The organism is Lentzea sp. NPDC060358 (assembly GCF_042725365.1).
In the GTDB taxonomy this organism is placed as follows: Bacteria; Actinomycetota; Actinomycetes; order Mycobacteriales; family Pseudonocardiaceae; genus Lentzea.
Map to the genome: position 1 here is coordinate 61,131 of NZ_JBHXCW010000007.1, position 12,517 is coordinate 73,647.

Sequence of the window (12,517 nt, forward strand, 5' to 3'; positions counted from 1 at the left end):
CGGCCGTCGCACGGGGCGGGACGCATCGTGTGCGGGAAGGTGTCGGTCTGGGGTGGACCGGGCATGTGCGTCGTACTCCGTTCAGGCGTGGGCAGTGCGTTCGGCCCGCCGCCGTGGAACCGCCCGGGCGACGTGCACGGCGTCCAGCGTCGCCCACACGTCGTAGCGGCGCAGAGGTGCCCAGTGCGTTCCGGGGCGACGGTTCTCCGGCGGACTGCTCACCCGACCCGTCCAGGACGCTCTGCGCGCCCGGCGAGTCCCTGCGGGAGGCCGATTCCGCGGACACCGCGGCACCACGCCCGGTATGACGGAACCTCAGCCTCCAGAGCTCGGAGATCCACGGGTTCACCGACGAACGCCCCGGCCGCGTCGCCGAGCCGATCGCGTGAACCCCGCAGGACCAGTCAGCGAGCCGCACAGCTCAGCCAGGAGCAGCCATGCCGGACCGAATACACGTGCTCACCACCATCTACCAGTCAGACCGGGCCGACCGCGCCACCACCCTGACCGTGAGCCTCGCGACGATCGGCGTCGCCACGACCTACCTCATCGGCACGATCGCCTTCTACGACAAGCTCGATCTCCTCGGCTGGGCGATCAGCCTCCTGCCGTTCCCCCTGGTGTGCACCGCCGCCTTCCACGCCCAGCTGCTCACCCTCGCAGCCGTGCGAGCCCGCTCGATCCTCGCGCTCGAACACGCTCTCCTCACCGCGACCGACCCCGGTCAGAACACCCCCGTCGACCCCACCCGCATCGGCGCGACCGCCACCGAACGCGCCACCAACATCCACACCGCGAGCCCGTCCCACCGCTTCGCCATGCTCATCGCCTACGGCGGGGCGGGCATCATCCCGCTCGCCTACACCGTCCTGATGCTGATCAAGGCCGCGCACCACCTGGGCGGCTGGGTGGCCGTTCCCACCGCGCTCTACCTGGTCCTGCTCGTCCCGATCACGTTCGCCTGGCGCGACAGCGCCGCCAAGCTCGACCTCCGAGGCGGGGTGGGCACGTGAAGGTCTATTCGTCCACGACCGCGATCGCACGCACCGGCATGGTTCCCATGCCCACGACCGGCATCGGCAGTGCCGTGAACCGGGCGCCGCGCCCAGGCACCTGCTCCAGGTTCGTCAGGTGCTCGACGATGGGAACGCCCGCCCCCAGCAGCCCCTGATGGGCCGGCCTGCTCGGATCGGTGGCGTCGTCGATGTTGAGCGAGTCGATGCCGACCAGTGCGGGTCCGACGGCGAGCAGGGCGTCGACGACCTCCGAGGTGAGAAACGGATGCCCGTCCTGGTAGGCGTCGGTGCCCCAGTACCGTGACCAGCCCGTGTGGAAGAGCACCGCCAGCCCTTCCAGCTCCGGGAGGATCGGATCGCCGAGCTGCAGCACGGCGACCGGCACGTCCACCACCCGTTCCAGCGGCAGGCCCGCCGTGTCGTAGCCGTCCTGGTGGTAATGGCGGGGAGTGTCCAGGTAGGTGCCGGTGTTCGCGATCAGGTCGATCTGCCCGATCTCGAACGACACACCGGGCGTCATGCGAGCCGAGGTCTCCGCCCGGCTCACGTACGTGGTGACACTCGGTGTCCTCATCCCGCGCATGGTAGTCATTCCGTGGGAGATGGGGTGGCTCAGATCGATGATGCGACGCATGGGCACAGTATGAAATGGACTGTGCCCGTCGGCTCGACGCCCCGTCCACTTCGGCCCGGGCGATGGTGGTGAAAGTGCCGATTTCCTCTGCGCGCCATCGGGGTCCGAGTCATGCGCCGCCGCCGTGTCCGCTGGCGTGCTCGGTACCGCGATGCCCGGCGGAAGCCGAGCCGGCCACCGGGGCCGCGGTGCTCAGCGGCACGACGGGCGGGCCGGCCAGACCGAACCCGGCGGCCACCTCGCCCACCTCGGCACGCCAGCGCGACGGGACGTCCCCGGGAGCCACGCGGTCGAGGTAGGCCGCGACGAAGTCCCGGTCGTCGCGCAGGAACGGGAAGTCCGTCGGCACGAGCGACCGGATCACCAGCATCGGCACCGGGCTGCGCAGCGGGCGGAACTCCGGGTTCCACAGCCCGGCCTTGGGCGGCGGACCGTCGTGGAACTCGCCGATCATCAGGCCCCGGGCGACGTAGTCGGCCTTGAGCCGCGACTGGGCCTCGTCGACGAGGCCGGCGGCGTCGTCCGGGAACAGCACCAGGATCGTCAGGTACTGGGCGGCGCGCCCGGCGCTCTCCCGCAGCTCCAGGTACCACTGCCGGTAGCGGGCCAGTGCGTCGGCGACCTCGGTCGCCGTTCCCGGCCTGCCGGGGTGGACGGCCAGGTACAGCAGCCCCTTGTCCAGCGAGCCCTGGGCGAACGGGCAGACCGGGCCCTTGCGGCCGAGGTCGGGGTGGGGTTTGACCAGGTACTGGTGGGCCCAGCCGACCACCGCGTACAGGGCGTTCTGGTGCCGGCGGACCTGGTCGGGCAGCGGGCCGCGCAGGTCGGACAGCTCGACGAGGAACCGGGTCGGGTCTGCGGGATCGACGATCATGGCATCGGCTTTCGAACTCCGTGGACGTCGCGAACTCCGGGAACGGGCGTGTGCGGCAGCGGGTCAGTCCGCGCGGGTGTGGATGTGGATCCGCGAGACGGTCTCCACGCAGCGCGCCACGGCGTCGGCGGCGGTGGCTCCGGTGGCGATCACGTGCCCGCACACCCGGTCGTCCGACCACCGCAGTGGCGGCACCTCGGTGCCGGGTTTCGCGGTGAGCGTGAGCGAGATGGCCGGGTCCAGCGCGTCCGGCGCGGTCACCTCGGTGACGGTGCCGGGGTCGGCGAGCAGGAACCGCACCGCCGCGCCGCCCTCTGCCTGCCGCGGTTGCGGCCGCCACGCCATCAGGCCCAGCGGCACGCCGACGGCGAGCCGCAGCAGGTCCACGCCGTGGACGAGCCGGACGAGGTCGGGGATGAAGTCGCCGCCGACGCGGGTGTGCGACTCCACGACGCGCGGCCCGCGCCGGGTGAGTTTCACCTCCGTGTGCGTCGGGCCCTCGACCACGCCGACCGCGTCCAGCAGCGCGGTGGTCAGCTCGCAGACCTGTCGCCGCACCGGGTCGGTCAGGTCGGCGGGCACCGCGTGGCCCACCTCGACGAACCCGGTGGTGCCCAGGTACTTGCCGGTCACCGCGACGACGGTGTGCACGCCCTCGTGGCTGAACGCCTCCACGCTGACCTCCGGCCCGTCGAGGTACTCCTCGGCGAGCACGGCGGTGCGCCCGGACTCCTCGACCCGGCGCCACGCGAGCGGAACGTCCTGCGGCGCCACGACCAACGCCACACCGTCGCTGCCGCCCGAGTCCAGCGGCTTGACGACCACCGGCACGCCGTCGAGCTGGTGCAGGAACGCCGCCAGTTCGTCCGCGCCGCGCACCGTCCGGTACCGGACCGGCGACAGGCCGGCTTCGGCGAGCCGGTCGCGCATGAGCGCCTTGTCCTTCAACAACCGCACCGTCTCGACGCTGTTGCCGCCCAGCCCCCACTCGGCGTTGAGCAGTGCGGCGGGCAGCAGGCCCGGCTCGGTCAGCGTGAGCACCCTGGTGAACGGCCGCTCGGCGTGCTCGCGGCGCAGGCACTCCACGACCCGGTCCGGCTCGGCCATCAGGTCGACGGGGAAGACCTTCTCGCACAGCTCGTCCGAGCGGGGGTCGTAGCGGCCGGGGGAGTGCACCAGCGTCACGTCCAGGCCCAGGTCCGCCGCGGCTTCGAGCATCTCGACGCGGCCGCCGATCACCGCGACCCGCACCGGTTCGGTCACCAGTCGGTAGTGCGCGGCCGTCGCCCGCACCCGTGCCTCGACCTCCGCGGTCGAGGTGCCCCGGTGGCGGAACCGGCCGCCGACGAACTCGTACGAGCCCGCGGTGCGGGGGATGATGGAGCCGACGGCGGGGATCGCCTCGGAGTAGGGGCCGTCCGCGGCGACCATGCTGTGCGCGGCCACGACCCGGCACGGGGCGGGCCGGTCCAGCGGCACGTGCAGGCAGCCGGCCACCGGCTCGTCGTCGCCGAACGGCGCGATGTCCGGAACTTCGCCGCACTGCAGGGAGAACTCGCACTCCATCAGGTCGACGCCGTGCACGTCCCGCCACACGAACGGGATCTCGCCGCCGCCGGGCCGGCAGCCGACCTCCAGGAACACGAACTCGCCGTCCGGGGTCAGGAACAGCTCCAGGTGGAACACCCACGGGTCGGCGGACATGCCGGGCACCAGCACCCGCAGGAACTTCTCGGCCTCGGCGAGCAGCGCCGGGTCGTCGGCCTCGACCGACCCGACCGGCTCTCCCAGGGCGAAGGCCAGCGGCCCGAGGGCGGCCGCGCCGGGCACGTTCACGTAGGCGTTGAGCCGCCACGGTCCCAGCACGCCGCCGCCGAGGTGCACGCCGTCGACGTGGTGGACGCGGTGCGGCAGGTGCTCCTGGACCAGCAGCGGGTGCCCGGAGCCGAAGGGGAGGTCCAGGCGGGCGACGGCGTCGGCCGAGTCGAGCCGCCGGACCCCCGTGCTCGCCCGGCCCTGCAACGACTTCACCACCACCGGCCAGCCGGCCTCCCCGGCGAACCCGGTGATCTCGGCGGGGTCGGTGACCAGTGCGGAGCGCGGCACGGGCACACCGGTGCGCTGCGCGGCCAGCAGCATCGCGTGCTTGTCCAGGAAGTGGTGCAGGTCGGCTGCCTTGCGGCCGCGCGAGGAGAACTCCTCCCGCAGAGCGGCCGCCACGGCGAAGTCGCTCTCCTGCAACGCCACCACCGCCTCCGGTCGTCCGTGGGCGCGCACCGCGGGTTCCAGTGCGGCCCGCACGGCGGCGTGGTCGAGCAGGTCCTCGACGACCACGACCTCCCGCGCGGTGGCGGGCACCGCGGCCTGCCCGGCGTCGGTGGTGACGTAGGTGACGCGAGCGATGTCGTGGTCGAGGTAGCGGGCGTACTCGGCGAAAGAGTCGCGCCACCGGTTCAGCACGACGACGTGGGCGTCGCCGAGGCTCTTGACTGCCATCGCGGCGTCCCTTCTCTCCGGATCGTTCTCGGGTGGACTGTTCTATGTGGATGGTTGAACGGCTCGCCGGGCGAGCACGGGCCGGTAGGACGTCACGATCAGCGCGCCGAGCACGCAGAACGCCGCCGCCATCGCCCACGGCGGCAGCACAGTGCCCGCGCTGATCCCCGCGGCCGAGAGGAGCAGGCCGCCCTGGACGTCGAGCTTGAACACCGCCATGTAGCGGGTGCGCGCGTCATCGGGGACGAGGCCGGCGAGCATCGCCTGCACCACCGGGATGTGCAGCAGCTCGCCGACCGTCAGCACCAGCACCGCGGCCATCAGCACGACCAGGTCCGTGCCGAGCGCGAGGACCACGGTGCCCGCCGTGAACAGGGCGATGCCCAGGTGGACGCGCGGGCGGTCGGCCAGCCCGCGGGTCAGCCGTCCGGAGAGCACCGCCAGCGCCACGATCAGCAGCGTGTTCTCGGCGCGCAGCACGCCCAGCACCTCCACCCCGGTGAGGTGGACGTGCCACGGTCCGAGCACGAGCCACTCACGGCGCTGCGGGAACGCCTGCGCGAGACGCACGCCGATGTAGCCGATCAGCTGGGTCTCCAGGCCCAGCCACAGCGTCATCCCCGCGACGAGCCGCAGGAACGCGCGGTCCTTCACCGCGTCGGCGTAGCCGCGCAGCAGTGCGCCGAACCGCGGCCGGCCGTCCGTCTCGGGCCTGGTCTCGGTCAGGTACCTCAGGCTCACCAGCGCGGCCACGCCCGCGATCGCCGCCGCGACGGTCAGCATCGCGGTGAAGTACCCGCTGTAGAGGAAGCTCGCGACCACCGCGCCCGCGGCGAGCGCGGCGTTCACCGTCCAGTACTGCAGCGTGTAGACGGCTTTGCGGTGCCTGGCCGGGGTGACGTCGACGATCATCGCCTCGTTCGCGGGCAGGGCGAAGTTCGACACCACGCTGTTGAGCGCGTAGAAGGCGAACACCGCCGCGGCCGAGCCCCACCACGGCGAACTGGCCGCCGCCATGCCCAGGAACGCGACCGCCGTGCCGGCCGTGCCCACCAGCAGCGGCACCCGCCTGCCCCTGCCGTCGGCGACCGGACCTCCGGCCAGGCTCGCGACCACCGCGAGCACGACCGCCGCCCCGATCAGCAGCCCGGCCCGCGCCGTGCCGACCTCGTCCGCGAGGTAGATGGCCATGAGCGGGGTGATGATCGTGGTGAGGGTCCGCTCGACGAACGCCACGGCGATGCGCAGCCGCAGGTTCGGGTGCAGCTCGGCCAACCGCATTCCGCTCGTCCCCCCGATCGAAGTGGGTGGACATCGCACGGTTCGTGCCGTGCACGTCCGTTCCACCGCCGGCAAGCTGCCGCACCCCGATGCTTTCCGCCCCGGCTGGACGGCCACTGGTCGGCCTCTGGACACACATGCGTGAGCTACCGGGTGGATCGTCTGGATGGCGGCTGGAGCGGGTCTGGGCCCCGTGCCAGCATGGAACTCCGGGTGCGCCGCGACGAGCGGCATGATGGGGGTCGTGGGTGCTGGTCGTTCAGGTGCTCGGCCCCGTCCGGGCCTGGCGTGACGGCACCGCCCTGGCACTCGGACCGGCCGGCCGCAAAGCCCTGTTCGGTCTGCTCGCCCTCGCCGGCGGCAAGCCGGTGACCCGCGCCGAGCTGGTCGACGCGCTGTGGGGAGAACGACCGCCGGCCAGTGCGACCAACGTCATCCACACCCACGTCAAGCACCTGCGGCAGGTGCTCGAACCCGACCGCGACGCCCGTGCGCCGAGCACGCTCCTGCCCGCCGTGGGCGACGGGTACGCGCTCACCGTGCCCCCGGACGGGGTGGACGTGGTCCGGTTCCGCTCGCTGGCCGCCCGCGCCGCCAGCGTGCCGCGCGACGACCTTCGGCACGCCGCGGACCTGCTGGGCGAGGCCCTGGGGTTGTGGCACGGGCGCCCGCTGGCCGACGTGCCGGTGCTCGACGCCCACCCCGCCGTCGTCACGCTCGCCGAGGAGCGCCGGGCGGCGCTGGCCCGGCACGCCGAGGCGATGATCGCGATCGGGGCACCGCGCGACGTGCTGCCCGCGCTGGTCGAGGACGCCGCCGCGCACGGGCTCGACGAGGCGATGCACGCGTTGCTCATCCGGGCCTACACCGCGGCCGGTCAGCGCGACCAGGCGTTCGGCACCTACACCCTGGTGCGGCGCCATCTCGCGGAGGAGCTGGGGGTCAGCCCCGGACCCGAACTGACCGCCGCGTACCTCGACGCGCTCGAGGAGGCACCCGCGGACGCCGTCGCCGCACCGGCGCGGTCCCGGCCCGCACCGCCTGGCGTGAACCAGTTGCCGGGAGAGGTCGCCGGGTTCACCGGCCGGCAGGCGGAGCTCGCCGAACTCGGCCGGGTGCTGAGGGCCGAGCGGACCGGGGTGCCGATCGTCGTCGTGTGCGGCACGGCCGGCGTCGGCAAGACGGCGCTCGTGCTGCACTGCGCCCACGGCATCCGGGCGGACTTCCCCGACGGGCAGCTGTACGTCGACCTGCGCGGCTACGACCCGCGGTCGCCGGTGCCGGCGGAGGACGCCCTGAGCCGCCTGCTCGACGGCCTCGGCGTCACCGGGGCGGACGTCCCGGTCGACCCCGACCAGCGGGCCGCGCGGTACCGCGCCGAACTCGCCGACCGGCGCGTGCTGGTCGTGCTCGACAACGCGTCCACAGTGGACCAGGTGCGGCCGCTGCTGCCCGGCACGCCGGGGTGCCTGGTCCTGGTGACCAGTCGCACCAGCATGGCGGGACTGGTCGCGCTGCACGGCGCCCACCGGCTCGACGTGGACCTGTTGCCGGCAGCGGACTCGACGGCGCTGCTGCACGCGCTGATCGGCGAACGGGTGCGGCGCGAACCGGCCGCCGCGGCCGAACTGGCCGCGCAGTGCGGCCGGTTGCCGCTCGCGCTTCGGGTCGCCGCCGAGCTGGCCGTGTCCCGGCCGGACAGCGCCCTGGCCGAGCTGACCGGCGAACTGGCCGACCGGCGCCGGCGGTTGCACGTCCTCGACACCGGCGACGACGTCCGCGCCGCCGTGCGGACCGTCTTCTCGTGGTCGTACCTCCAGCTGCCGCCGCAGGTCGCGACGGCGTTCCGGCGGCTGGGCCTGCACGCGGGCCCGGACGTCACACCGCTCGCGCTCGCCGCCCTCACCGGCAGCGACCCGGACTCCGCGCGCCGGACCCTGGAGGTGCTGGCCCGCAACCACCTCGTGCAGGCCGTCCCGGCCGGCCGGTTCGCCGTGCACGACCTCCTGCGCGCCTACGCCGAGGAACTGGCCCGCGAGCACGACCCGGAGCCGGAGCGGTCGGCCGCGACCGAGCGGCTGCTCGCCTGCCACCTGGCGACCGCGTCGGCGGCGATGGACCTGCTCTACCCGGCCGACCGCCCCTACCGGCCCGACGTCTCCGCGACGCCGGCGCTCGCGTTCCCCTCCGCCGACGCCGCCCGCGCCTGGCTCGACGCCGAACGGTCCACGCTCGTGGCCCTGTGCCGCTTCGCCGAGCGGGACGACCGGCCCGGCTACGCGATCGACCTGGCGACCACGCTGTTCCGGTACCTGGAGGGTGGCCACTACGCGGACGCGTCGACCGTCCACGAGTGCGCGTTGCGCGCCGCCCAGCGGGCCGGCGAGGACGGCATGCTCGCCGCGGCGCTGACCAACCTCGGCGCACTGCGGCGCCTTCTCGGCGACTACGACCAGGCGGCCGTGCACCTGCACGAGGCGATAGACCTGCATCGCCGGACGGGCGGCCACTACGGCGCGGCGCGGGCGTTGTCGAACCTCGGCATCGTCGCCGAACGGATCGGGGAGCACGAGGAAGCGGCGTCGCTGCACCAGGAGGCGCTGGCCCTGCACCAGCGGCTGGGCAGCCGGTACGGGCAGGCGGCGGCGCTGCTCAACCTCGGCAACGCCTGCAGCCGCCCCGGCCACTTCGCCGACGCCGCCGGGTACCTGGAACGCGCGCTGGAGCTGTTCCGCGGTCTCGGCGACGTGGTCGGCGAGGCCAGCGCCCTGTCCAACCTGGGCGACGTGTGCGCGAACCTGCGCCGCTACCCGGACGCGGTCCGGCACCTGTCCGAGGCACAGGAGTTGTTCCAGCGCCTGGACCACAGCTACGGCGTGGCCTCGACCCTGGGCAACCTGGGCAACGTCCACACCCGGCTCGGCGACTGGTCGCAGGCGCACCGCTGCTACACCACCGCCCTGGAGCTGTTCCGCGACATCGGCCACCGGTACGGGGAAGCGAACGTCCTCAACGGTCTCGGCGAGATCCTGCGGACGGCGGGCCGGCACGACGAGGCCCGCGACGCGCACGCCGGGGCCCTGCGGATCGCCACCGAGACCGGCGACCAGGACGAGCTGGACCGCGCCCGAGCCGGCCTGGGAGCGACCCTCCGGCACGCGTGAGCACGTGGTGGCCGCGAAACCTCCCGGTCCAGACGTCGTCCAGCCGCGGCCGGACGACGTCCATTCACCGTCCAGCCGCAGCCGGGAGATTCGGCACAGGCCGGTGTTCGGGCGGGGGAGCCGGTCGGGGGTGTCGGGGGAGAGGGAACCGGTGCGCTACGAGTTCGAGGACTACTCGCTGGACCCGGCACGCCTGGAGCTGAGCCGGGGCGGCGAGCGGGTGCACGTGGAGCCGCAGGTGTTCCAGGTGCTGCTGCACCTGATCCGGAACCGCGATCGCGTGGTGCCCCGGACCGAGCTGCTGGACAGCGTGTGGGGCGACCGCTTCGTGAGCGACTCGGCGCTGGCGTCCCGCGTGAAGGCCGCGCGGCGCGCCGTCGGGGACAACGGGACGTCCCAGCGCGTCATCCGGACGATGTTCGGCCGCGGGTACCAGCTGGCCGCCCCGGTGCGCGAGGTGCGCGGCGCCGCCGGTGCGCCACCGAAGGCCACGGCGGTGTGGCCACGGCAGGGAATCCGGTTCTGCACCTCGCGGGACGGCGTCCGGCTGGCCCACGCGGCGACCGGATCCGGTCCGGTGCTCGTCCAGGCCGCCCGGGGCATGACGAGCCTGGACCACGGAGAGCCGGGGCACTCGCTGCTGCGGCTGTCCGAACGGCACACGCTGGTCCGCTACGACGCGCGTGGCTGCGGGCTGTCCGACCGGGACGTCGGCCGCTTCGGCCTCGACGACTGGGTCGAGGACCTGCTGGCGGTCGTGGACGCGCTCGGCCTCGAGCGGTTCCCGCTGCTCGGCGTGTCCGAAGGCGCCGCGGTCGCCGTCGCGTTCGCCGGCCGCCACCCGGAGCGGGTCGACCGCCTGGTCCTGCACGGGTCGTTCGCGCGGGGACGGGTGGCCAGGGCCACGACCCAGCGGGAGAAGGAACTGGCGGCGTTCGACCTCGACCTCGCCCGGATGGGCTGGGAGCACGACGAACCCGGGATCCGCCAGGTCTTCACGGCCAGGATGCTGCCGACGGCGAGCCGCCAGGAGTGGGAGCGGTTCGACGAGGCCCGCCGCCTGTCCGCCTCGCCGGAGACCGCCGTGCGCATCGCCACCCTGTTCGCCCACGTGGACGTCCGGCCGGAGGCCGGGCTGGTGCGCTGCCCCGTCCTGGCCGTGCACGCCAGGGACGACCGGTCGGTGCCGCTGGCCGCCGGGCTGGAACTGGCGAACCTGCTGCCGGGGAGCACCTTCGTCGCGCTGCCCGGCGACAGCCACCTCCTGTCGGACGCCGATCCGGCCTGGCCGGTGTTCGAGGGCGAGCTCGGTGCGTTCCTCGGGGCGGCGGGGCCGCGGAACGGCTCGCCGCCGGTCGCGTGACCACGGCTCCGGTCACCGGCGTCAGGCGAACTTCGCCCGCGGCGGTGCCGTGGCGGGATCGGCGACCACGTCGATGACGAGCCGCCCGCGGTCCGCCCAGTCGCGTGCCGCGGGCCACGACCGCAGTGCGGCGAGAGCGTCGGCGGCGCAGTCGAGGCCGGAGTCGTCAGGCCGGTAGCGGCACTCCAGGCGCAGCGTGCCCCCCGTTTTGCTCAAGGACGCCTGGACGTGGGGCTGTGCGAGGTCGTTGACCGTAATCCCGCTCAGCGTCGAGCGGAAGTCGGCACGGCACACACCGGGCCGGTCGAAGGCGTCGTACAGGACCTGCGACGGGACGAGCACCGTCGTCGTGCCGCCGGCCGAGGTCGTGATCGAGGTCTCGACCCGGCCGATCCGGCGCAGCCCGCCGACGTGGCCGGGGTGGCACGCGGAGGTCTCGTCGAGCACCTCGACGAGGTCGCCGGTCAGGTACTTGACGATCGGCTGGGCGATCCCGAAGGGGTAGAGCTCCGTCACGGCCAGCCTCGCCGTGCCGGCCGTGACGAGGCCGGGGGAGTCGAGGGCGACGGTCTGCGCCACCAGTTGCGGGTCGAACTCCAGGTGCCCGCAGTGCGGGCACACCAGCGCCTTGCCGCGGCACTCCGAGACGGAGAAGCTGTCGAGCACGGGGCACTGCCAGTACTCACCCAGCCAGGCGAGCCGCCGGCGACCGGGATAGCCGCCGAAGAGCCCGACGACCCCGATCGCGAAGTCCGAGACCGGGATGCCGTGGTCGACGACGTAGCGGGTGAAGGCGTGGATGCCGATGACCCCGCCCGACAGCATGGACACGCGGGAGGCGACGCCGGGAGCGGTGAACCTTCGGCGGAGCATGTGGACGGTGCGCTCGGCGTGTTCGTCGTCCACGACCGTGCCCGGCACCAGCACCGCGCCCGGCGTGCCGCCGCCTCCCACCCCGTGCCACGTGGACAGGAAGTCCAGCCGCAGCGGCCTCACCCCGCCCGCCGGAGCGGAGCCGGCCGCGGCCTCGGCGAACGCGCCGGTGAGGGCCCGTTCGCGCGCGGTGAAGTACCGGGTCATGGCCGACCCGGTCGAGCCCGACGAGAAACCGACGCCGACGATCTCGTCCCCGTCGTCGAGCACCGGCCGGACGTCCTCGCTCAGGTGGCGCCGCTCGGTCGGCGGCAGCGCCGCGAGCAGGTCCCACGCGTCGAGGGCGCCGGGTGCGCCGAGGTGCCGCGCCCAGTGGTCCCGGTAGAACGGGTGCCGCGCGGCGTGCGCCAGCGTCGGCCCCAGCTGGCGATCCCTGAACCCGCCTGATCTCGTCGTCATCACCGTCAGCGAACCAGCGCGGCGGGGCGGGCGCGTGGAGATCCCGTGGAGATCCGTGGAGCCGCCAGGGACCCGGATGGTCCACGGCTCGAGTCGTCATTCCTTGCGCTGCAAGGAGTTAGCGTGCTGGAGCCAGTCCCGCCGCACTGGTGGCGCACACCAGTGCCAACGAAACGAGAGGAGCCGACATCGTGGACGACAAGTCGCTCGACACCGGCGCGATCCAGTCCTACCTCGCCGACACGACCGAGGCCACCGGCCGGATGAGCGCCCTGCAGGAGGTGCCCGCCGAGCTGCTGCGCGAGGTCGGCGGCGCGCTCGGCGAGGCGATCAACTAGACCGGGCGCACGCGCGGGG

At 73.7% G+C, this 12,517-nt stretch carries 9 protein-coding genes; 4 read left to right on the top strand and 5 right to left on the bottom strand.

Annotated elements, in window-relative coordinates; all coding sequences use genetic code 11:
• The first annotated feature begins 437 nt into the window (after positions 1-437).
• The gene (locus ACFWGZ_RS02925; protein WP_382449751.1) at positions 438-1,013 is read left to right on the top strand and encodes a hypothetical protein; all 576 of its coding nucleotides are present in this window, start codon (positions 438-440) and stop codon (positions 1,011-1,013) included.
• 4 nt (positions 1,014-1,017) lie between these two features.
• Here ACFWGZ_RS02925 and ACFWGZ_RS02930 read toward each other — a convergent pair whose 3' ends face one another.
• From ACFWGZ_RS02930 to ACFWGZ_RS02945, 4 genes are all read right to left on the bottom strand, one after another.
• The gene (locus ACFWGZ_RS02930; protein ID WP_382449752.1) at positions 1,018-1,650 is read right to left on the bottom strand and encodes a cyclase family protein; all 633 of its coding nucleotides are present in this window, start codon (positions 1,648-1,650) and stop codon (positions 1,018-1,020) included.
• Between the two features lie 109 nt (positions 1,651-1,759).
• Positions 1,760-2,524 carry a DUF6875 domain-containing protein gene (locus ACFWGZ_RS02935; protein WP_382449753.1) on the bottom strand — a complete coding sequence of 255 codons (765 nt, stop codon included), beginning with the start codon at positions 2,522-2,524 and terminating at the stop codon, positions 1,760-1,762.
• Between the two features lie 63 nt (positions 2,525-2,587).
• Positions 2,588-5,020: an ATP-grasp domain-containing protein gene (locus ACFWGZ_RS02940; RefSeq protein WP_382449754.1), complete on the bottom strand. Its 2,433-nt coding sequence runs from the start codon at positions 5,018-5,020 to the stop codon at positions 2,588-2,590.
• 42 nt (positions 5,021-5,062) lie between these two features.
• Positions 5,063-6,301 carry an MFS transporter gene (locus tag ACFWGZ_RS02945; protein WP_382449755.1) on the bottom strand — a complete coding sequence of 413 codons (1,239 nt, stop codon included), beginning with the start codon at positions 6,299-6,301 and terminating at the stop codon, positions 5,063-5,065.
• Positions 6,302-6,549: 248 nt separating this feature from the next.
• Here ACFWGZ_RS02945 and ACFWGZ_RS02950 point away from each other — a divergent pair, with 248 nt between their 5' ends.
• Together ACFWGZ_RS02950 and ACFWGZ_RS02955 are read left to right on the top strand one after the other, a co-directional pair.
• On the top strand, positions 6,550-9,465 hold the full coding sequence (locus ACFWGZ_RS02950) for a tetratricopeptide repeat protein (protein ID WP_382449756.1): 2,916 nt from the start codon (positions 6,550-6,552) through the stop codon (positions 9,463-9,465).
• A 151-nt stretch (positions 9,466-9,616) separates the two neighbouring features.
• Entirely contained in the window at positions 9,617-10,828 is a 1,212-nt protein-coding gene (locus tag ACFWGZ_RS02955; RefSeq protein WP_382449757.1) for an alpha/beta fold hydrolase, read from the top strand.
• A gap of 21 nt (positions 10,829-10,849) precedes the next feature.
• On the opposite strand, the gene ACFWGZ_RS02960 is transcribed toward ACFWGZ_RS02955, so the two are convergent.
• Positions 10,850-12,160: a hypothetical protein gene (locus ACFWGZ_RS02960; protein WP_382449758.1), complete on the bottom strand. Its 1,311-nt coding sequence runs from the start codon at positions 12,158-12,160 to the stop codon at positions 10,850-10,852.
• A gap of 191 nt (positions 12,161-12,351) precedes the next feature.
• Between ACFWGZ_RS02960 and ACFWGZ_RS02965 the strand changes: the two genes are divergently transcribed.
• Complete coding sequence (locus tag ACFWGZ_RS02965; RefSeq protein WP_382449759.1) at positions 12,352-12,498, top strand: hypothetical protein; 147 nt, start codon at positions 12,352-12,354, stop codon at positions 12,496-12,498.
• Positions 12,499-12,517: the final 19 nt, after the last annotated feature.